The sequence below is a fragment of the Clostridium kluyveri genome, from assembly GCF_001902295.1.
GTDB lineage: Bacteria > Bacillota > Clostridia > Clostridiales > Clostridiaceae > Clostridium_B > Clostridium_B kluyveri_B.
In genome coordinates, this window is the sequence record NZ_CP018336.1 from 25,040 (window position 1) to 43,538 (window position 18,499).

27 protein-coding genes are annotated in these 18,499 nt (G+C 33.4%); 25 read left to right on the top strand and 2 right to left on the bottom strand.

Annotated elements, in window-relative coordinates:
• Positions 1-105 precede the first annotated feature (105 nt).
• Positions 106-1,110 (top strand): DUF3231 family protein, encoded by a 1,005-nt coding sequence (locus BS101_RS22000; protein WP_073537069.1) that lies wholly within the window; start codon positions 106-108, stop codon positions 1,108-1,110.
• A 473-nt stretch (positions 1,111-1,583) separates the two neighbouring features.
• Here the strand turns inward: BS101_RS22000 and BS101_RS22005 are convergent, their stop codons facing one another.
• A complete protein-coding gene (locus tag BS101_RS22005; RefSeq protein WP_073541544.1) occupies positions 1,584-1,985 on the bottom strand; it encodes a type II toxin-antitoxin system HicB family antitoxin in 402 nt (133 codons plus the stop codon).
• Between the two features lie 54 nt (positions 1,986-2,039).
• Positions 2,040-2,222, bottom strand: coding sequence for a type II toxin-antitoxin system HicA family toxin (locus BS101_RS22010; protein WP_073541546.1), 183 nt, complete (start codon positions 2,220-2,222; stop codon positions 2,040-2,042).
• Between the two features lie 69 nt (positions 2,223-2,291).
• Between BS101_RS22010 and BS101_RS23610 the strand changes: the two genes are divergently transcribed.
• The 24 genes from BS101_RS23610 (at position 2,292) to BS101_RS22120 (ending at position 18,492) form a co-directional block, all read left to right on the top strand.
• Positions 2,292-2,504 carry a hypothetical protein gene (locus BS101_RS23610; protein WP_198039640.1) on the top strand — a complete coding sequence of 71 codons (213 nt, stop codon included), beginning with the start codon at positions 2,292-2,294 and terminating at the stop codon, positions 2,502-2,504.
• A gap of 294 nt (positions 2,505-2,798) precedes the next feature.
• Positions 2,799-2,921, top strand: coding sequence for a hypothetical protein (locus BS101_RS24340; RefSeq protein WP_278335257.1), 123 nt, complete (start codon positions 2,799-2,801; stop codon positions 2,919-2,921).
• Positions 2,922-2,979: 58 nt separating this feature from the next.
• Positions 2,980-3,747 carry a phage terminase small subunit gene (gene terS, locus BS101_RS22015; RefSeq protein WP_073541559.1) on the top strand — a complete coding sequence of 256 codons (768 nt, stop codon included), beginning with the start codon at positions 2,980-2,982 and terminating at the stop codon, positions 3,745-3,747.
• The gene (locus BS101_RS22020) at positions 3,747-5,090 is read left to right on the top strand and encodes a PBSX family phage terminase large subunit (protein ID WP_073541561.1); all 1,344 of its coding nucleotides are present in this window, start codon (positions 3,747-3,749) and stop codon (positions 5,088-5,090) included. The genes terS and BS101_RS22020 overlap by 1 nt, the downstream gene beginning before the upstream one ends.
• Positions 5,090-6,532, top strand: a complete 1,443-nt coding sequence (locus BS101_RS22025; RefSeq protein WP_073541562.1) for a phage portal protein — start codon at positions 5,090-5,092, stop codon at positions 6,530-6,532. Before BS101_RS22020 ends, BS101_RS22025 begins: the two co-directional genes overlap by 1 nt.
• A 9-nt stretch (positions 6,533-6,541) precedes the next feature.
• Positions 6,542-7,846, top strand: coding sequence for a hypothetical protein (locus tag BS101_RS22030; protein ID WP_073541564.1), 1,305 nt, complete (start codon positions 6,542-6,544; stop codon positions 7,844-7,846).
• A gap of 11 nt (positions 7,847-7,857) precedes the next feature.
• Positions 7,858-8,025 carry a CPCC family cysteine-rich protein gene (locus BS101_RS22035; RefSeq protein ID WP_073541566.1) on the top strand — a complete coding sequence of 56 codons (168 nt, stop codon included), beginning with the start codon at positions 7,858-7,860 and terminating at the stop codon, positions 8,023-8,025.
• A 50-nt stretch (positions 8,026-8,075) separates the two neighbouring features.
• Complete coding sequence (locus tag BS101_RS22040; RefSeq protein WP_156876153.1) at positions 8,076-8,345, top strand: hypothetical protein; 270 nt, start codon at positions 8,076-8,078, stop codon at positions 8,343-8,345.
• Positions 8,346-8,347: 2 nt separating this feature from the next.
• Complete coding sequence (locus BS101_RS22045; protein WP_198039635.1) at positions 8,348-8,584, top strand: hypothetical protein; 237 nt, start codon at positions 8,348-8,350, stop codon at positions 8,582-8,584.
• A 44-nt stretch (positions 8,585-8,628) separates the two neighbouring features.
• Positions 8,629-8,796 carry a hypothetical protein gene (locus BS101_RS23115; RefSeq protein ID WP_156876154.1) on the top strand — a complete coding sequence of 56 codons (168 nt, stop codon included), beginning with the start codon at positions 8,629-8,631 and terminating at the stop codon, positions 8,794-8,796.
• Positions 8,797-9,435, top strand: coding sequence for a phage scaffolding protein (locus BS101_RS22050; protein ID WP_073541572.1), 639 nt, complete (start codon positions 8,797-8,799; stop codon positions 9,433-9,435). It begins immediately after the preceding gene.
• 18 nt (positions 9,436-9,453) lie between these two features.
• Positions 9,454-9,804, top strand: coding sequence for a hypothetical protein (locus BS101_RS22055; protein WP_073541574.1), 351 nt, complete (start codon positions 9,454-9,456; stop codon positions 9,802-9,804).
• Positions 9,805-9,825: 21 nt separating this feature from the next.
• Positions 9,826-10,863 (top strand): major capsid protein, encoded by a 1,038-nt coding sequence (locus BS101_RS22060; protein ID WP_073541576.1) that lies wholly within the window; start codon positions 9,826-9,828, stop codon positions 10,861-10,863.
• Positions 10,864-10,914: 51 nt separating this feature from the next.
• On the top strand, positions 10,915-11,124 hold the full coding sequence (locus tag BS101_RS22065; RefSeq protein WP_073541578.1) for a hypothetical protein: 210 nt from the start codon (positions 10,915-10,917) through the stop codon (positions 11,122-11,124).
• A gap of 13 nt (positions 11,125-11,137) precedes the next feature.
• Positions 11,138-11,413: a hypothetical protein gene (locus tag BS101_RS22070; RefSeq protein WP_073541580.1), complete on the top strand. Its 276-nt coding sequence runs from the start codon at positions 11,138-11,140 to the stop codon at positions 11,411-11,413.
• Positions 11,410-11,781 (top strand): hypothetical protein, encoded by a 372-nt coding sequence (locus BS101_RS22075; RefSeq protein ID WP_073541582.1) that lies wholly within the window; start codon positions 11,410-11,412, stop codon positions 11,779-11,781. Before BS101_RS22070 ends, BS101_RS22075 begins: the two co-directional genes overlap by 4 nt.
• Complete coding sequence (locus tag BS101_RS22080) at positions 11,778-12,224, top strand: hypothetical protein (protein ID WP_242951500.1); 447 nt, start codon at positions 11,778-11,780, stop codon at positions 12,222-12,224. Before BS101_RS22075 ends, BS101_RS22080 begins: the two co-directional genes overlap by 4 nt.
• Positions 12,225-12,232: 8 nt before the next feature.
• Entirely contained in the window at positions 12,233-12,664 is a 432-nt protein-coding gene (locus tag BS101_RS22085) for a hypothetical protein (protein ID WP_073541584.1), read from the top strand.
• 6 nt (positions 12,665-12,670) lie between these two features.
• Positions 12,671-13,573 carry a hypothetical protein gene (locus BS101_RS22090; protein ID WP_083585848.1) on the top strand — a complete coding sequence of 301 codons (903 nt, stop codon included), beginning with the start codon at positions 12,671-12,673 and terminating at the stop codon, positions 13,571-13,573.
• Between the two features lie 11 nt (positions 13,574-13,584).
• Entirely contained in the window at positions 13,585-14,046 is a 462-nt protein-coding gene (locus tag BS101_RS22095; RefSeq protein ID WP_073541586.1) for a hypothetical protein, read from the top strand.
• 295 nt (positions 14,047-14,341) lie between these two features.
• The gene (locus tag BS101_RS24695; RefSeq protein ID WP_073541588.1) at positions 14,342-14,854 is read left to right on the top strand and encodes a hypothetical protein; all 513 of its coding nucleotides are present in this window, start codon (positions 14,342-14,344) and stop codon (positions 14,852-14,854) included.
• Positions 14,855-14,912: 58 nt separating this feature from the next.
• The gene (locus BS101_RS22110) at positions 14,913-15,878 is read left to right on the top strand and encodes a phage tail tape measure protein (RefSeq protein ID WP_242951501.1); all 966 of its coding nucleotides are present in this window, start codon (positions 14,913-14,915) and stop codon (positions 15,876-15,878) included.
• 188 nt (positions 15,879-16,066) lie between these two features.
• Entirely contained in the window at positions 16,067-16,975 is a 909-nt protein-coding gene (locus BS101_RS22115; RefSeq protein WP_156876155.1) for a hypothetical protein, read from the top strand.
• A gap of 206 nt (positions 16,976-17,181) precedes the next feature.
• Positions 17,182-18,492, top strand: a complete 1,311-nt coding sequence (locus tag BS101_RS22120; RefSeq protein WP_073541592.1) for a phage tail tape measure protein — start codon at positions 17,182-17,184, stop codon at positions 18,490-18,492.
• The last annotated feature ends 7 nt before the right edge of the window (positions 18,493-18,499 follow it).

Sequence of the window (18,499 nt, forward strand, 5' to 3'; positions counted from 1 at the left end):
TCGACATAGTTATTAAAATTTATAAAACAATTATTATATGTATAAGAATAAAAATAATTTACAATACTAATTTTATAAATATTTTTATGTTAGGAGGTTATATAAATGGGGAACACCACAAAAACGCCATTAGTTGCATCAGAAATATCAGGTATTTGGAACTCTTATATGGCTGGAAATCTAGTTGGACGCATAGTTAGATATTTTTCCAACAGAGTTGATGATGATGAAATTCGTGATATTTTACAGTATGCTCTAAATTTATTTAATCAGCGTATTGAAGTATTAACTAATTTATTTAATCAAGAGAAACTACCTTTACCAGAAGGTATTACAGACAGCGATATTGATGTAAATGCTCCACGTTTATTTTCTGACACTCTCTACTTGCAGTATATAGCATATGAGGCAAAATCAGCAGTGCGTAGCTATAGTGTGATTTTAGGTCATGTGACACGTCCTGATATTAGAGATTATTTCTCAAAATGCATTCAAGAAAGTACTGACGTCTATAACAGGGCGGCAGAACTGGGCTTATCAAAGGGTATTTTTATTAAAGCACCTCGGATAGAAGTACCTAAAAAAGTTGAATATATAAAAAGTAAAAGTTTTATTTTAGATAGTTTTGGAAAGAAGAGAGCTTTACTTGCAGATGAAATAACGGACATTGTTTCTATCACCAATGATACCGTGATAAGAAGAGCTTTACTAGTTGGTTTTAATCAAGTGTGTAAAGACAAAAAAGTTTGTAATTATATATCAAGAGTTATAAATCTTGCAACTAAACAAAATGATGGTTTTAATTCATTCTTAGTAGATGAAGTTATTCCAATTGGAAGCTCTTCGGATTCATATGTAACTGACTCAACAATTTCACCATTTTCAGAGAAACTTATGTTAAGTAAAGTTTCTCTAATGTATAGGTTAAAGATAGGTAGTATAGGGCTAGCATTGGCAAATATAATGAGAAGTGACTTGAAGGCTACATATAGAAAATATTTAGATGAAGCTATGGAGTATTCTAAAGATGGTGTAAATATCATGATTGATAATGAATGGTTTGAACAGCCCCCACAGGCAATAAACCATGAAAATTTGGTAGGAGTTTGATATAGGAAAATGTAGTAAATATAAATATTAGTATGGTATATTCAGATTACAATGAAATTTTATAAATTATAATGTCTGTATTGATACTAAGAACTAAATAATTTTTTAAATACTGTATTATTCAAAACTGAATTTTACAGTGTCTTTATACTTGTAAAACAGAAATATTAGGAATTATTCAGGAATTAAGGTGGAATTAAACAGGAATTAAAATGGAATTAGATTGGAATTAAAATATTGCAAAAATGTAGTATAATAGTTATAATGAGAATGTCAGGGATTATACTGATAGTAACTTATAATAAATCTTTCAATTTACTTATGCCTCTAGCCCCGAGGTTAAATAGGGCTGCCAATGCGGGAAACTGCAAATAAAAATTATACTATATGTTTATATGTCAGAGATAGGCACTGTTAAGGCAGTGTCTATTTTAATAGTGAATAAGAACGGATGTGTTAATCACACATCCATTTTAACGTTTGATATTAAGTTGTTCCTTTAAAGCAGCTTGGAGGACTTGAGAAAAATTAATCTTTTTTTCTTCAGCTATTTTATTTAGCCATGAAGGAATTGTTAAGGTTTTTTTAACTGCTTTGTTAGCCATTTCCTCACGTATCAAGGGCATATAAGCTTCTATGGGTACAACAAAACTTCCAAGCTGAGGTTTTATTTTTTCGGGTGGCGTTGGTGTGGGTAGTTTTTCGTTGTCATCCTCCATACCATACAAGTGAAGTTCTAGTGCTTCTTTCGCCATTACAAGAGCTTCAGTCAGGGTGTCGCCTTCAGTTATACATCCAGGTAAATCAGGGAATGTTATGCAGTACCCTCCATCCTCTGATGATTCAAATAAAGCAGGATATATATATTTATCCATTAAGTTAAGACCTCCTTTTATAATTTATTCTATATAAAATCTTACAAGAGGGCTTTATTTTAGCCCTGCTTGTTTGAGTATTGAGTTTAGGGTTCCTGGTTTAAGATCCTTATTGTGATTTGGAATTGTTACTTTACCAGGTATATTGGGATGAACTAATTGGATGTGTGAACCATTTTGGTGTTTTATTATCCATCCTTCATTTTTTAATAGTTTGAGTATTTGTTTTGGTTTCATCCCCTTCCTCCTTACAATTATATTATAACACGTATTTATTATACGTGTCAAGTAAAAAGATATAAATAATTGAAAAAATGGAATAAAAATTTAGTTTATAACATAAAAAAGGTGAGAGGTATGAAAATAAGGGAAATCCTGAAAGAAAAGCTTAACCAAGATAAAAAACTAAATAAAGATAAACCAAGGAGAGGCGAATACCTCTCCTTTTCTGATATTGAAAAATTGATGCGGCATGAGTGTTACAGGAGAGTTAAGGGTGCTGTTAGGAGGGTGAGGTAGTAATGGAAATAATACAGGGAATTATAGAAATAATTGACACTAGATGGATGAAGTGATATACTTATTAAGTTACGCAAACGTAATTACTTAGAAAATCGTGTGGAATAAAAGTTTCTGCATAATGAGGATGAAATCATGAATATGGTCTTTATGCTTGTGGTTGTAGGGCATGTAAAATATAAATGCAACTACCATTAAATTTTTAGATATCTATTAATTTAGATATCTATATTTTTATATAGAAATAAATCTTATAAATTAATACATCCTATTATATGGTAAGAGGTGATTTACTTGGGACGTAGAAATAATAAAGGGAAGAATAAAGAATTAACTGATTTTAGTTATTTACTTAATAAAGATGAAAAGAAGAATGATAATAATAAAATAGAAAAGGGCGATAAAAAGGACGATTAATTTCGTTCTTTTCTTATGTCCAAAACAAAACGAATAGGCAGGTGGTGACAATGTAGAGATGCCGAGACAGAGAAGCCCGAACCGGGATAAAGCTAAACAAATGTACTTAGAATCGGGTAAAACACTATTATGTAAGGATATAGCAAAGGTTTTAAATGTTTCCGAAAGTCAGGTTAGAAATTGGAAAGCTCAGGATAATTGGGACAATAAAAATAAAGTTGCGCAATCAAACGGGAATAGTTGCGCAACTAAACGAAAAAAAGGCGGCCAACCACAAAATAAGAATTCAAAAGGTCATGTGAGCAGCGTACCAAAAGGAAACAAAAACGCTGAATCCCATGGCTTTTTTTCTAAGATTTTTCCGCCTGAAACAATGGAGGTGGTGAAAGATATTATGATTAAAGATCCTTTGGATATGCTCTGGGAAAATATAATAATTCAGTATACGGCCATAGCAAGGTCCCAGAGAATTATGGATGTTAAGAGTAAAGAAGAAATGATTAAGGAGCTTAAAAAGTCTAAGATTAAAACCAAGGATAGAAGCACACAGAAAACCTCTAGTAATGAATCAGAGAAAGAATTAGAATATGAGTTCCAATTTGCATGGGACAGGCAAGCTACATTCCTTAAAGCTCAATCAAGGGCAATGTCAGAATTAAGGAGCCTTATCAAGCAGCATGATGAGATGGTTCATAACAATCCAGATATGGCAACAGAAGAACAAAGGCTGAGGGTGGAAAAACTTAGGGTTGAGATTGAGAAGGTTAAAAATCCTGACGATAACAAGCCTATAGAAATAATGATAAAAAGAAAAAGTGATGAATAATGCTTATAGAAAAAGAAGTAAATCCTAGCTTTGAAGATTTTATTTTCAACTGGGATTATAAATTCTATTTTTTAGTTGGTGGTTATGGATCATCAAAGAGTTATCATGTGGCATTGAAATTAATACTTAAATTGCTCCAGGAGAAAAGAACTGCACTCGTGGTTAGAGAAGTATTTGATACTATAAGGGATAGCTGCTATTCACTTTTAGAGGAAATAGTAATAGACATGGGACTTGACACTAGAATTAAATTTACAGCTTCACCAATGCAGGTTAGGTTTCCTAATGGCTCCAAAATAATATTTAAAGGTATGGATAAACCTTCAAAGCTAAAGTCTATAAACAATGTTTCTATAGTGTGGATTGAGGAATGTTCAGAGGTTAAATATGAGGGATTCAAAGAACTTTTAGGACGTTTAAGACATCCAAGACTGCCACTGCATATGATACTTTCAACTAACCCTGTATCGAAAGATAACTGGGCATACAAGCACTTCTTTAAAAATGAGAAGAAAAAAATATTCATACTGGATGACGAGGAACTCTACAAAAAAAGAATAGTTGTAAGAAATAATACCTATTATCATCACTCATTGGCAGATGATAATTTATTTTTGCCTAAAAGTTATATAGAGCAGCTAGAAGAATTAAAAACTTATGATATTGATTTATATAGGATAGCCAGAAAAGGTAGATTCGGTATAAATGGTAGGAGGGTACTTCCTCAATTTGAAGTTAGGCCACACTATGAAGTGCTTCAAGCTATAGGAAATATAAAAGATCCGATTAAAAGAGTTGGTTTTGATTTTGGGTTTGAAGATTCCTATAATGCTTTGTTAAGGTTAGCTGTAGACGATAATGAAAAGATACTTTATATCTATTGGGAGTATTACAAGAATCAGATGACAGATGATAGAACTGCCATTGAAATAGTTGAATTTAAAAGTACTCAAGAACTTATTCGTGCTGATGGTGCAGAACCTAAAACAATCAAGTATTTCAATCAGCAAGGGTTCAACATTAGAAGAGCTAAAAAGTTTCCAGGGTCAAGGCTGCAGAATACCAAGAAGGTTAAAAGATTCAAGAAAATAGTATGTTCTAGCAATTGTACTAATACCGTAGATGAATTAAAGGATTTGACATATGCTATAGATAAAAATGGTGAAATTATAGAAGATGAATTTAATATAGATCCTCATACATTTAGTGCTATATGGTATGGATTAGATGGTTATGAAGTTGCTGATATTAAAGAACAAAAATATGCAGATAGTGTTTATAACAAGGGCAGAGGGCTTAAAAGTAATATTTATCATAGAAGGAAAGGAGGCACTGTATTTTAATGAATATAAAACAGCAACTATTAAAACTTACAGATTCACAATTAAAAGAAAGAAAGCAAGCTAAAAATGATTACTTTTATTATAAAGGGAAATGTCAGGATGAGCAAAGGGCAATAAGTGATCCGGATACCATTGGACAGTCTTGGACAGTTAGTGATAATTTAGATTATGTACCTGCACAGGATATAAGAAATAAAGTAGGACCACTTCTACGTAAACAAGCTAGATTTATGTTTAGTGTTCCTCCTGATATTTTGTTCAAACCTTATGATGCAAAGGATAAAGATGAATGTGAGGCATTAAGGCAGTTTGTAGATAAGATACTCACAGACAATGGCTTTTGGAGTGATACTCTAAAGGCTTTTTTAGATTGTACTGTAAGGAGAAGAGTGCTCTTGAGAATTGAAGCCAATCCAGAGCAGCCTATAAATATTTTTTATAACTCTATTAATGATTTTACTTATAGAACTACCTCAAGCAATTATAAAAAGTTGCAGGAAATTATTCTTGTGGTTCAAGAACCTGATACAGCAGATTTAGAACAGGATAAGCAAGTATGGTACAGACATACGTATACTTTGCAGAAAATTACTTGTACTCATAAAATAGAGATATTTACTGGTGGAAATTTTGATAAACCTATTTCTACAGAAACAATAGATACAAAGTTGGATAAGTTACCTGCATGGGTAATATTAAATGATGCAATGCTTGGAGAAATACATGGACAAAGTGATGTAACAGGACTTAGAGATGCACAGAATAGTTATAATAGGAAAGTTTCTGATTATGCAGATGCACTTAGGTTTAACATGTTCGGTGAGAGGGTAATCATAGATGCTGATGAAGATAGTGTAAATAATTGCAAGGTGGCTCCAGGTGCAATAATACCTTTAAAAAGTATAGATGAGCATACAGCAGATGCAAAAAGGCTTGAAAGTTCTTTTACCTCTGCGGAACCTGCAGAAAAGTTTCTTGATAGAGCCGAAAAGGATATGTATGAGATGCTGGATATGCCAAGACAGGAAGAACTTAAGAAGGTACCCTCTGCTAAGGCATTAAAGTATCTCTACAATGATTTAATAGCAAGGTGTAACGAGAAGTGGAATACATGGGAACCCGTGATTAAAGAACTAATCAGATTAATTATTGAATGTTGCAGTAAGTTCAATTGTTATAGAGAGTGGGATCATAAATGGGATGATTTACAATTTAATATTGTATTTAATCATAACTATCCTATTCCAGAAGATATAGACGACAAGAAAGATTTAGCTATGCAGGAAGTTCAGAATAATGTAAGAAGCCATAAATCTTATATCAAAGATTTCTCCAATATAGAGGATGTAGATGGTGAAATGGATGAAATAATTAAGGATATAGCTAATATAACTGCAGCTGAAAATGAGCAAATGGTTCCTGCTGATAATAATACAGAATAGGTGATTTCATTGAATGAATATCAAAGATTAGTTGATGATGCTCGAAAAAAACAGGCTAAAATTAACTTAGAACAATACAAGCAAATAAGAGATACATATAAAGATGTTGCTAAAAGTCTTCAGGTTAAAGCTAATAAGGCTAAGAAGGGCAGTCTGACAGAAAGATGGGCAAAAGATTACAAGAAGGCTGTCAAGGCACAAGTTAAAGAAATGAATGCGGTTATTGAAACTATAATATCTGGAAATATAAAAAAGAGTGCCGAAAATGCCACTGCCATACAATTGGATTTCTTTGACCAGATTAATATGAAATATGGTTTAGGCATGAGTACAAGCTTTAAAAACATGTTTTCTAATGTTCCAAATGATGTATTGCAGGAACTTGTTTCAGGGAACTTTTATAAGGATGGCAAGGGATTAAGTAAAAGAATATGGTTTAATGGCAATAAAGTAGATGGAGACATAGATAGAATAATTCAAAAAGGTATAGCAGAAAAGAAGAGCGCATACGAATTAGCACAGGATCTTCAGGACTATGTAAATCCAGATGCAAAAAAAGATTGGAGCTGGAAGAAGGTTTATCCCGGAACTGCCAAAACAATAGATTATAACGCTCAAAGGCTTGCAAGGACTTCAATAAGCCATGCCTACACATTGTCTATGCTTAGAAGCTGTGAGAGAAATCCTTTCATAACAAAAGTAAGATGGCATAGTGTATTTGCACCGGGTAGAACATGTCCTTTATGTAAAGAAAGAGATGGCAACGAATATTTACTTAAAGATTGCCCAATGGATCATCCAAACGGAATGTGCTATCAGGAGCCTATTTTAAATGACAGCTTAGAGGATATTGGTACAAGGTTGAACAAATGGGTAAATGGTGACAATGATCCAACGTTAGATAAATGGTATAACAAATATGGTGATTATTTTAGTGGAGAGAGTGATTTATTAAGAAATATTAATAAAAACAATACCGAATATAATCAAAATAATGGTATAATAAGTAATAAGAAATGGTTAGAATCAAATTTTTCTAGCGAAAAGAAATTCAATAAACATATAGAAAAACATTTGGATGAATATGGTGATATTACAAAAGATGAATATTTAGATATTGCCAGAGAACTGTTAGCAGCACCATTAAGCGAAGACGTGGAAGGCTTTGCCGGTGAAGCAGGATTTTTATTTAAATACAGAAATAGTACAAATGATTTTGCGATGGGTCGAACGGATAGAAAAATATCAACTTTGTTTAAACCCAAAGATGGTTATGAATATTGGATAGACCAGATAAAAAAATATAAGAAATAAGGAGGAAAATTATGAAGTGTCCTGTATGCGGTGAAGAAGTAGACTATTTTGATATTTGTGATAACTGTGGATGGCAAAATAGTGGCTCTAAAGAAAAAGAATCAGATTTGCGTGGACCCAATAAAATGACATTAGAGGAAGCAAGAATAGCTTATAAAAATGATAAAAAAGTAAATTAGAAGTATTTACTAGATAAAATGGTAAGTACTTTCTGCTTTTGGAGGTTAGCATGAAAAATAATTTTGTAAGTACTCAAATAGATTGCAATTCTTGCGGAAAATCATTTAAAATTCAAAAGCTCAAAACCAAGTGGATAGATGACAATGTACAAAGGATTTATTTTATTTGTCCGTACTGCAAAAATGAATATACTTCTTTTTACAAAGACAAAAGGATAAGAAAAAATCTAAAAGAAATAGAAGAGCTGCAGAAGAAATATGATGAGATAGTTAAGGAAAATAAAGAAATAATGCAGGAGCTTAGAGAAAAATATGATTAGAGGTGTTGAGCGTGAAAGACTATTTAATCTGGCTCAAAAGTGGCGAAACTATATCTGGAACAGCTGATGAAGATACTATAAAATGGTTGCAGAAGAGATTTGAGGATCGTGAGTATGAGTTAGAAAAAATTATTTCATTTGATGATGAAGATGGCACTGTAGCTTTAGATGTTGATAGAATTGAAGCTATTACTATTAATAAATGTTATGAAAATAAACAAGTAGGATTTAAGTCTTAGAAATAGGGCTTTTTATTATGTCTAAATTTAGGGAGGGTTAAAGTGTGGCTGATTTATCTGTAAAAGTAGACATTAGGGGAGCTGATGCTTTTAGTGGATTTATAAATATTTTGAAAGGAGTTGTGGAGGATAAAAGAGTTCCTGATGAAGTAAAACAGGAAATTACGGACAAAATTAATATCTTAATAAATAAAAACGAGGAGGAACAGTAAATGCCAAAGTTAAGTGAAATATTAGGAGATTCATTTACACAAATACCAGAAGATCTCCAGAAAAAATACAAAGACATAGATCTGGTAGATAGTTCTGATTATATTTCTAAGGAGACATATAATCAAACGAAAAAGGAACGTGATGATTATAAAAAAGGTGTATCTGATAGAGACAAGCAAATAGAAGACTTGAAGCCACTTGCTAAGGATAATGAGAATCTAAAGACTAAGCTTTCTGATTTACAAACTAAGAATAAAGAGGATTTGGAAAAGCAAGAAGCTGAATATAAGAAGCAGATGTTTAATATTGCTCTTGATGCTAAATTAGCTACTGCAGGAGCTAAAAATCCTAAAGTTTTAAAGGGACTATTGGATTTAGACAAATTAACTCTTGAGGATAATGGTAACTTTATCGGACTTAAAGAACAGGTTGAAGCAGTAAAAGAATCTGATGGATATTTATTTGATGAAAATAATAATCAGAATAATCCAGGTGGTACTGGTAATATAGGGAATCCTGGTTCTTTTGGTGGAGGAACTGATGCCAATAAAACTAAAAGCTTAGGCGAAAGATTGGCTGCAGAAAAAGTAGAAGCTGCTAAGTCAAGTGAAAATTTGGACAGTTTTTTCTTAAAATAATGAGGAGGTCTATAAATAATGAGACAAAGTACAAGAACGATAAGTGTAGGACAAAAAGATATAAGAGAAATAGCAGGGGATCATTTTGTAAATATAAATATAAAAGTTGCAAAAACAGATATTACTGCAAAGCTAGTTGATGGAGTGTTACTTGCAGGAACCTTAGTAGATAAGGATGGAAAACCTGCAAATGGCACAACATCTTTTGGGATACTTTTTGAAGATATTGACTTTAATAATTCTATGGGTACAGAAATACTTCCAGTTATGATACATGGTTTTGTCAATAAGGGAAAAATTGAAGAGTATTCAGGTGATACTGTTTCAACTGAAGCTATAGCAGCTTTAAATATGATTAAATTTCTATAATATATTAGGGAGGCAATGATAATGGATTTAAAAGACTTTATAAATTCTAAAGAAATAGCATTATATATTAAGAACTTACCACCACAAACAAGTATAGACCAGGCCTTATTTCCGGTTACAAAACAATTAAGTACAGAAATAGAGATAGCAAAGGGAGCGAAGCAAAAACCTGTAGCTTTAAGGTTATCTACTTTTGATACAGCTGTAAAAGTAAGGGCTTTAAAGGCAGATGTATCTGTTGAAAAGAAAGAAATGCCGTTTTTTAAGGAAGCTATAGGGATAAAAGAAAAAGATAGAAGAGATTTAATAATTGCACAAAATAGTAATAATCAAAACTTGGTTGAATTCATAACTAAAACTGTATTTGAAAACTATGCGACTTTAGTAGCAGGCGCAGATGTCCAGGCAACCCGAATGAGAGCTCAGGCTATGCAAAAAGGTGAGATAAATATAACAACAGATGATGGAGATATCGTAGTTGACTATATTATACCAGCCGAACATAAAGAGGTATTAACTGGCACTTCAATATGGAGTGATCCTTCATCTGATATAGTTGGGGATATAAGTAGATGGCAGAAGGTATTTACTGATGAAGGTTTAGAGAAGCCTAGTAGAATTTTACTAACACAAAAAACATTCAATTATATTACACAAAATACTGCTATAACGAACGATCTTAAATCAAGGGTTTTAGGAGAAGTAATATTAACTGATTCAGACTATGTTTCTTTCTTAAATAAAAAGTTGGGATTACAAATAGCTATTTTGAATGGTACTTATGTGAATGAAGAAGGGGTAACCATGAATTTCTATGAAGATAATTTGGTTACTCTTATACCTGCTGGCACTTTAGGGAAAACTCTTTATGCTGTTACTCCAGAGGAATTTGATAAAGAGTATGGATCTGGTAAAATTGATACACAGGTAATTAAAACTGGAATAGCAATAACTACTATGGTTAAAGAAGATCCTGTTGAAGTGGACACTAAGATATCACAAATTGTTTGCCCATCTTTTGATAGAGCAGGGGAATGTTTTTTTGCAACAGTAGCATAGAGAAAATTAAAATCTCTATGCTTAATTATTTTAAAGAAAGGATTGATATAAATGGCTAAGAAAACAACAGCTGAAGAGGAGAGAAATGTAAAAGTTAAGGCAAAAGTGAACTTAAAATATGATAGTGATGTAGTAAAAATTGGGCAAGAACTAGATATAAGGCAGTCTGATTTAGAAGAATTACAGAATAAAGGATATATAAGCTATACTCCACCAGTTCAACTGGAACAGGATGACCAGACCCCTCCAGCCAATAATTAAGTAGGTGAAAATCATGGCTAGTGATTTAGAAATTTTAAAATTTAACCTCCAAGAGAAAGAATATCCCTATTTTGATGATGGAGATCTCCAGCTTTTGTTAGATAAAAATAACGGAGATATTCAAGCTGCAAGTTATGAAGGCTGTCTAAAAAAGGCTGCTGCAGATGATAAATTAGAAATATCAGGTATAAAGTTGAGTTCTAATAGAGAATACTGGCTTACACTTGCAAAGCAGTTCAGGCCTCAAGGTAAATATATTACAAGCATGAATAGAGCTGATGGACAATGAAATGGGATGAAAATAGAAAACAAAAAATAAGAAATCAGCTTGTAAAAAGGATAACCCCTTTCATGAAAGAAGTAACAATTCTCAGGGAAGGAAAAAATATATTCGGAGAATATGAAAAGGATCAATATGTATGTAAAGTGAAAGGTTATTATCACATAGGAAGTACCTCTAATATAGTTAATAATAGTACGGAAGCTGCTAATCTGAATAGGAATTATCAGGATAGATTTCTAATGATAGTAGATGATGAAGTCAAGAAAATAAAAGAGCATGATTATTTTAAACTTGATTATGTTACGTATGAAATAATTGACAAAGGAAATATTCAAGATATTGTCTGGGATATGTACTTAAAAAGGAAGGAATGAGGGCTGTGGATGGCTTTAAATTTGATGCCACTGACTTTTTAAAGAAAATTGCCAGTGGAAGTGGTGGAGTAAATGGAAAAATGAAAGCAGCAGTTGGGGTATACTGCCATAGTACTGGTAAAAAGATGGAAAGCTATGCTAAAAATAATGCCCCATGGAATAATAGAACAGGAAATGCTAGGCAAACTATAAAAGGTGACTTTAAGTGGGAAAATGAAAGTAAATGTGCTGCCTATGTAGCCGGGAACATGGATTACTCTCCATATCTTGAATTAGCACATGCCAAGGGTAAAAGTACAGACAATGAAGTCGGTATGGAAGTAGCTCCTTCTTTTGAACAGCTAGAATTAGGAAGAGAGGGCAAGTATGCAATACTCAGGCCAACTGTCAGAAAGCTTACTCCAGAATTTGTAACAGGTATGGCTAATTTATTAGAAAAGTAGGTGTTTGAATGGCAGAAGCAAATTTTAGATATGCAATTCCAGGAGATGCACTTGAAAATTATATAGATGGATTGTATGAACCACGTACCGTATGGGAGCGTGTTTTTTTATGTTTGAAAAGTAAAGGTGTAGATGTATATTCCCCAGGACAACATCAAGGGAAATGTACATCTCCTTATGTTGTTGTAAAAAATACTGGAACGATAGGATTTCAAGGCAGCAATCAAATAGGGTCACAGAGTTTAGATATTATGGTATATTGCCCTACAACAAATTATTCAAATTTAGAGCCTTTTACAACACAGATTCAAGATTTTCTAAGAGAACTGAAAGAATATATAAGACCTACAGGTAATATAACTTCTGTAGTTTTAGACAATGCAGTAAATGGATACACACAAGCCTTGGAATATCAAACATTCCAGAGATTAAGGAGGTAAAATAGAATGTCAGATGTAACAACTTCTACAGAAAGTATGCCTATTGCTAATATTGCACTAGGAGAAATTATAAATGAAATTACAGGCGAATCCTTTGTCTTTGATACAGCTGAAAAAGCAGATATTAAACCGGATTTAAGCAAAGGGAAAGAAGATATACTTAGAGTTAAAAACAGAATAATCGCCATAAACAGAACAGATGACATATGCATAGGCTATAATATTAAACTTACAGATAATACATTTTCTCCTGAAACTATGGTATTAGTAGATGGAGGTACCACAACTTCAACAGGATATGAGGGTGCAGAGGTAGGTAAAGCAGTAAAAAAGATTCCGTATACCTTAAATTTATACAGTGAAGAGAAGGACTATGACTCTTCAACAGTTCGCTATGTAAAATTTAGCTTTAGACACAATAAGGGGACACCTGTAGAATTTAAGTTTGAAGATGGAAAGTTTTATGTGCCTGAATTTGAATCTACCAGCAGACCTAAAAAGGGTGAAAAACCTGTATATATTGAATATGTAGATACTCTGCCTAACGGCGAAACAAGCACTGGTGGAGGTTCTGGAGCAACGGTACCTAGTCCGCCAACACCTACATCACCGGATTCAAGCACAGATACTCCGGGGGTAACAGTAAGTTCTGATTGTAGAGTAACATGGATATTCCCAGAAGCTGTACTTGACGCAGATGTAACATCCGCTAACTTTAAAGTCACTAAAAAGTCGGATGGAACAGCTGTGTCTGGCAACGTAACTATGGATACAACCAAAAAAATAATAACTTTTGTACCTACTTCGATAGCAGCAGGTGTGACGTATGAAGCTATTGCAGAATCAGTAAGGAGAGCAGATGGCAGTGGGAATACTACAGCAGTAACAGTTGAATTTAGTACGATATAAGGAGGGTTAAAATGAGTGAATTGATAGTAACGAATATTGAGGAGCTAAAGAAGAATGCTACTCAAATAATTCAGATAGAAGATTTTTCAGGTGAAGGCACTATAAATGTTAGAGTTAAAAGATTATCTATATTGGGGCTTTGTCGAAAGGGGCAAATACCTAATCAGCTTTTAGGAACAATCAAAGGATTATTCTATGGAGGATCTAGAAATTTGCCTAGTATGGATTTAAAAGAAATGGGAGGGCTATTTGATATAATTTCTGAAAATGTCTTAGTTGAACCAACCATGAAACAGTTAGAAGAAGCAGATATACAACTTACAGATACTCAAAAAATGCAGTTGTGGGCATATAGCCAGCAGGGGGTGGAGGGGCTAAAATCCTTTCGTAAAATCGCGGAGGATAGTCTCAGTAATATCAATGGCAAGAATGTACAAACTAAGGCCAAGCCAAATTTTAAACATAGAAAATAGCTATGATGCCTTTTGTTTTGATGAAGCATGTGACTATATTCTATATGAATTGTCTAAAGAAAAACCTGAGACTCCTAAATGGGAAGATGAAAAACAGAAAGAAAAGAAATCCATGGAGGGTAATAAATCAACAATAGAATGGATGATGGCTCATAATAAACCTCTTTGATTAATTAAATATGGACAAAATATGAATAATATTGCTATAATATAGTAAATTGTTACAACACAGGATGGAATTAGTTTTCGGGAGGAGATTACCATAATTAAGTGGATATTTTATTGTGCAGGAATTATGTTTTTAAGTATGGCTCTAATATCTGTTTTAGCCAAACCAATAGTTTTTAGGGAAAAATGGCAGGGTGGCGTAGGATATGGGCTGCCTTCGGCTTTGTATTTGTTGTTGTTCTTTCTAATGTTTTTTTCAGAGTACGATATTGTACAAACTACTAAGGCTAGTAGCAACAATGGAGTGTCTCAGGTATCTGCGCAAGGTCCTGTTACAGCAGTTGAACCAAAGAGTGTTACCAAATCTGTATTTCAGGAAATTCCCATTAAGGAAGTAGAAAAACTACCAATTCAAGAAATTTCAGCTACTTCAAGTACAGGTAATAGTAATAACGCACAATATGTAGATGCAAGTGGAAATGGACTTATAAAAGGCAATACCAGCAAAACCACTGGTGAGAAGATATACCATATTCCAGGTTCAACTTATTACGACAGTACAAAAATAGAAGATACAGAAGTATGGTTTAAGACTGTAGAAGAGGCAGAGACAGCTGGGTATAGAGCACCCAAAAGATAGAAAATTAAAAAAGTATATCTAGGCACTTGCTAAGTAAAAGTTAGTAGGTGCTTTTGTTATGTCTAAAAAGGGAGGTGAGAGTTTGGCAATAGATGCAGGAACCGTAGTTGCTTTTATGGAATTAGATACCTCTCGATTTACAAGTGGACTAAGCAGTGCAGGACAACAAATGAAACAATTTATGGATTCCAGCAACTCCGCAGAAACAAGAATGCAAAGTTTAGGCGGAGCAATGCAAAGTACGGGTAGCGTTGCAACTGCGGCTGTGACACTGCCTTTAGTTGGAATAGGTGCAGCTGCAGTAAAAACATCTATGGATTTTGGCGCTCAAATGTCGTCTGTACAAGCCATAAGTGGCGCAACAGGAAATGAATTCAATAAATTAAGAGAACAGGCTATAGAACTTGGAGCTGATACAGCATTTAGTGCTACAGAAGCTGCTGAAGGACAAGAAAATTTAGCTTCTGCTGGATTTAAAACTAGTGAAATACTGGAAGCTATGCCTGGAATGTTGGATTTGGCTGCAGCAGGAAACGTTGATATAGCAACTGCATCCGATATAGCAGGAAGTTCTCTTAGGGGTTTTGGGCTGGAGGCAAGTCAAGCTACACATGTTGCGGATGTATTGGCGAAAGCCGCAGCAGACACTAATGCAGGTATAACCGATACAGGAGAAGCTATGAAGTATATAGCTCCAGTAGCTAATGCATTAGGAATTTCTTTTGAAGATACTACTGCAGCTATAGGATTATTGAGTAATGCTGGAATAAAAGGCTCGCAAGCAGGAACTACACTTAGAAGTGCTTTGACTAATTTGGCAAGCCCTACTGATGCAGCAGCACAGCTTATGGAACAATTGGGAATGAATTTCTTTGATGCCCAGGGGAAAATGTTGCCACTTGGACAGGTGCTTCAAATTTTGAAGGATAAAACTTCTGGACTCACACAGCAACAAAAAGCTAGTGCTATGCAAACTCTTTTCGGTAGAATTTTGCCGACCAAAGTTGAAAAACTTTGTGCTTAAAATCGGGAAAATCGGTGAAGACTAAGTATAAAAAGTATAGTTTATATATAATGTTAATATGGTATAATAATAAATAGGATAGATAAGGAAGTCATGAGCCTTGTCGAAAGGGTGTTTTCCCAAGCACCTTTCCTGTTAGTAAAATTTGATATTTGGGAGAATAAAAACCTATGGGAGGGTTATTTGTTATGCCTAGAAAAAGAACAATAGAAGAATTAAAACAAAAAATAAAAGAAACAACTCATTGCGAACTATTGTCTACAAAATATGTTAATAGGAAAACTAAAATGAAATTTAGATGCGAATGTGGAAATAAGTTTGAGAATACTTTAATGGCAATGGAAGCAAGAAATAAGCAATATTGCAATGAATGTTCTAATAAATTAATGCATGACAAATTTGTGAAAACACAAGAAGAGTTTGAAAAAGAACTTTGTAAAGTTTTGGGAGAGGAATATGTTGCATTAACACCTTATAAGAACATAAACTCCAAAATTACTGTTAAGCATTTGGAATGTGATTATACTTGGAATGTAAGACCATCATCAATATTACATCAACATTGTAAATGCCCTAAATGTTATGGCAATAACATGAAAAAAACTACTAGGCAATTCAAACTGGAAGTTTATAATTTAGTGGGTGATGAATTTTATGTTTTAGGAGAATATAAGAGCGCTAAAATTCCAATATTAATAAAACATAATGTGTGTGGAAACGCATGGGAAGTCGAACCTACAAATTTTTTAACCAATAAAGCTTGTGTGTTTTGCTCGCCAAGAAGTAAAGGCGAAGATAAAATCGCTAACATATTAAATGATAAGCACATACTATATGAAAGGGAAAAAAGATTTAATGATTGTATCGGCAAAAGAAAACTCCCATTTGATTTTTATTTGCCGGATTATAATATTGTAATCGAATATGATGGCATACAACATTTTAAGCCAAGCTTTAATAAAAAGGAATTTAAAAATATAAAGATAAATGATGAGACTAAAAATAATTATTGTAAAGATAATAATATTAAACTTCTAAGAATACCATATTGGGAGTTTAATAATATAGAAACTATACTTGAAAGTGCTTTAAATTAGCACTTTTTTATATTTTTATATATGTTAATACCGAGAGGGCAATATATCAAATTGCCTTTGTAACGCATAGGGATTGAGCGATATGAGAGCAAAAATATCCCCACGAGTCTCGATTACCTTAACGATTAAAGACGAAGGTAAAAATATATGCTGAACTATATGGAAACATATAGAGCTATAGGATAAAAAGCTTATAGGGTAACAAATTGAAAGAAGCTATGTCTGGTATGCTTGCTCTGGTAGACCAAGGACCAGAAAAATTTAATGAACTTGAAAAAGGGCTTAAAAATTGTGATGGTGCTGGAAAGGAAATGGCTAGTACCATGCAAGACAATTTAAAAGGTGCTATTGAAGGTATGAAAGGCTCTATAGAAACTATGGGTATAAGAATAGGAGATGTTTTGGCACCTGGAATAAGAAAAGCTGCGGATTTTATAGGTAAGTTGGCTGATGGATTTTCTAATTTACCTAGGCCTATTCAGACATTTATTGTCTATCTCGGGCTTGCAGCAGCAGCTTTCGGACCAGTTATGATCATATTTGGTAAGATTATAACATCAACAGCAACTGTAGTTGGTGCATTAGGGAAGATAGGAACTGCAGTAAGGAGTTTAGGCACAATATTTAGTGGGTTGCGAACAGCCGCAAGTGCATTTACAGTATTACCAGGGCTAATCAGTCCACCTGTACTAATTACGGTTGGGATAATAGCAGGACTTGCCTTTGTAGTATATGAAGTAATAAAACATTGGGATTCATTCAAAAAGTATGCAACAGGGTTTGGAAATGCTATAAAAAGTATATTTAAAGCTGTAGGAGAGTTTATTGGTGCTGCAGTTAAAGGTTGGGGGTTAATTTTTGAAGGATTCAGTAAACTCCTTAAAGCGTCGGTAGAAGGCTGGATAATATTATTTAAAGGTTTTGGCGAATTTATTAAAGCAGCAGTGGAAGGCTGGAAACTAATATTTTCTGGACTAGGAAATGCCATGAAAGCTATAGGTAAATTTATTTTCGAAGGGTTATTCGAGGGTATAAGTAGTATGGCAGGAAAGATAAAAGATAAAGTTGCTTCTATAGCAGAATCTATAAAAGATACATTTAAAGCAGCTCTAGGTATACATTCTCCTTCAACTGCCTTCGAAGAATATGCAACAAATACAGGACAGGGTTATATAAATGGTTGGGATAAAATAAAGAATCCAATAAAACAAAAAATGTTGGGTTTAGCCAATGGAATTAAAAGTTTATGGAACACAAAACCAGATTTTTCAAGTTTAGGTGATATTGCACTAAGTGGTGCTTACAATGGTTCTTCAAGAGAAACTTTAAACAGAATAAATAATCTTAGTACAAGCAAAATACTTGACTTCAACCCTAAGTTTACTCTCTATGTTACTGTGGCTGATACTGGAGAGAAAGGTACGCAAAAGCTTGTTGGCGAAGTTAAAACTATGTCGGGGAATGCACTTAAGGATGCAATGACACAATTATTCATGAATGATGTTATAAGGGACTAGGAGGTGG

Bases quoted from the DNA above. Each gene is read 5' to 3' on its own strand.
- BS101_RS22060 (WP_073541576.1), top strand. From the start codon at position 9,826: ATGGATTTAAAAGACTTTATAAATTCTAAAGAAATAGCATTATATATT.
- BS101_RS22115 (WP_156876155.1), top strand. From the start codon at position 16,067: ATGCCTAGAAAAAGAACAATAGAAGAATTAAAACAAAAAATAAAAGAA.
- BS101_RS22025 (WP_073541562.1), top strand. From the start codon at position 5,090: ATGAATATAAAACAGCAACTATTAAAACTTACAGATTCACAATTAAAA.
- BS101_RS22050 (WP_073541572.1), top strand. From the start codon at position 8,797: ATGCCAAAGTTAAGTGAAATATTAGGAGATTCATTTACACAAATACCA.
- terS (WP_073541559.1), top strand. From the start codon at position 2,980: ATGCCGAGACAGAGAAGCCCGAACCGGGATAAAGCTAAACAAATGTAC.
- BS101_RS22110 (WP_242951501.1), top strand. From the start codon at position 14,913: ATGTCTAAAAAGGGAGGTGAGAGTTTGGCAATAGATGCAGGAACCGTA.
- BS101_RS22075 (WP_073541582.1), top strand. From the start codon at position 11,410: ATGAAATGGGATGAAAATAGAAAACAAAAAATAAGAAATCAGCTTGTA.
- BS101_RS22070 (WP_073541580.1), top strand. From the start codon at position 11,138: ATGGCTAGTGATTTAGAAATTTTAAAATTTAACCTCCAAGAGAAAGAA.
- BS101_RS22010 (WP_073541546.1), bottom strand. From the start codon at position 2,222: ATGAAACCAAAACAAATACTCAAACTATTAAAAAATGAAGGATGGATA.
- BS101_RS24695 (WP_073541588.1), top strand. From the start codon at position 14,342: ATGTTTTTAAGTATGGCTCTAATATCTGTTTTAGCCAAACCAATAGTT.
- BS101_RS22005 (WP_073541544.1), bottom strand. From the start codon at position 1,985: ATGGATAAATATATATATCCTGCTTTATTTGAATCATCAGAGGATGGA.
- BS101_RS22065 (WP_073541578.1), top strand. From the start codon at position 10,915: ATGGCTAAGAAAACAACAGCTGAAGAGGAGAGAAATGTAAAAGTTAAG.
- BS101_RS22000 (WP_073537069.1), top strand. From the start codon at position 106: ATGGGGAACACCACAAAAACGCCATTAGTTGCATCAGAAATATCAGGT.
- BS101_RS22095 (WP_073541586.1), top strand. From the start codon at position 13,585: ATGAGTGAATTGATAGTAACGAATATTGAGGAGCTAAAGAAGAATGCT.
- BS101_RS22055 (WP_073541574.1), top strand. From the start codon at position 9,454: ATGAGACAAAGTACAAGAACGATAAGTGTAGGACAAAAAGATATAAGA.
- BS101_RS22020 (WP_073541561.1), top strand. From the start codon at position 3,747: ATGCTTATAGAAAAAGAAGTAAATCCTAGCTTTGAAGATTTTATTTTC.
- BS101_RS22080 (WP_242951500.1), top strand. From the start codon at position 11,778: ATGAGGGCTGTGGATGGCTTTAAATTTGATGCCACTGACTTTTTAAAG.
- BS101_RS22085 (WP_073541584.1), top strand. From the start codon at position 12,233: ATGGCAGAAGCAAATTTTAGATATGCAATTCCAGGAGATGCACTTGAA.
- BS101_RS22040 (WP_156876153.1), top strand. From the start codon at position 8,076: ATGAAAAATAATTTTGTAAGTACTCAAATAGATTGCAATTCTTGCGGA.
- BS101_RS22035 (WP_073541566.1), top strand. From the start codon at position 7,858: ATGAAGTGTCCTGTATGCGGTGAAGAAGTAGACTATTTTGATATTTGT.
- BS101_RS22090 (WP_083585848.1), top strand. From the start codon at position 12,671: ATGTCAGATGTAACAACTTCTACAGAAAGTATGCCTATTGCTAATATT.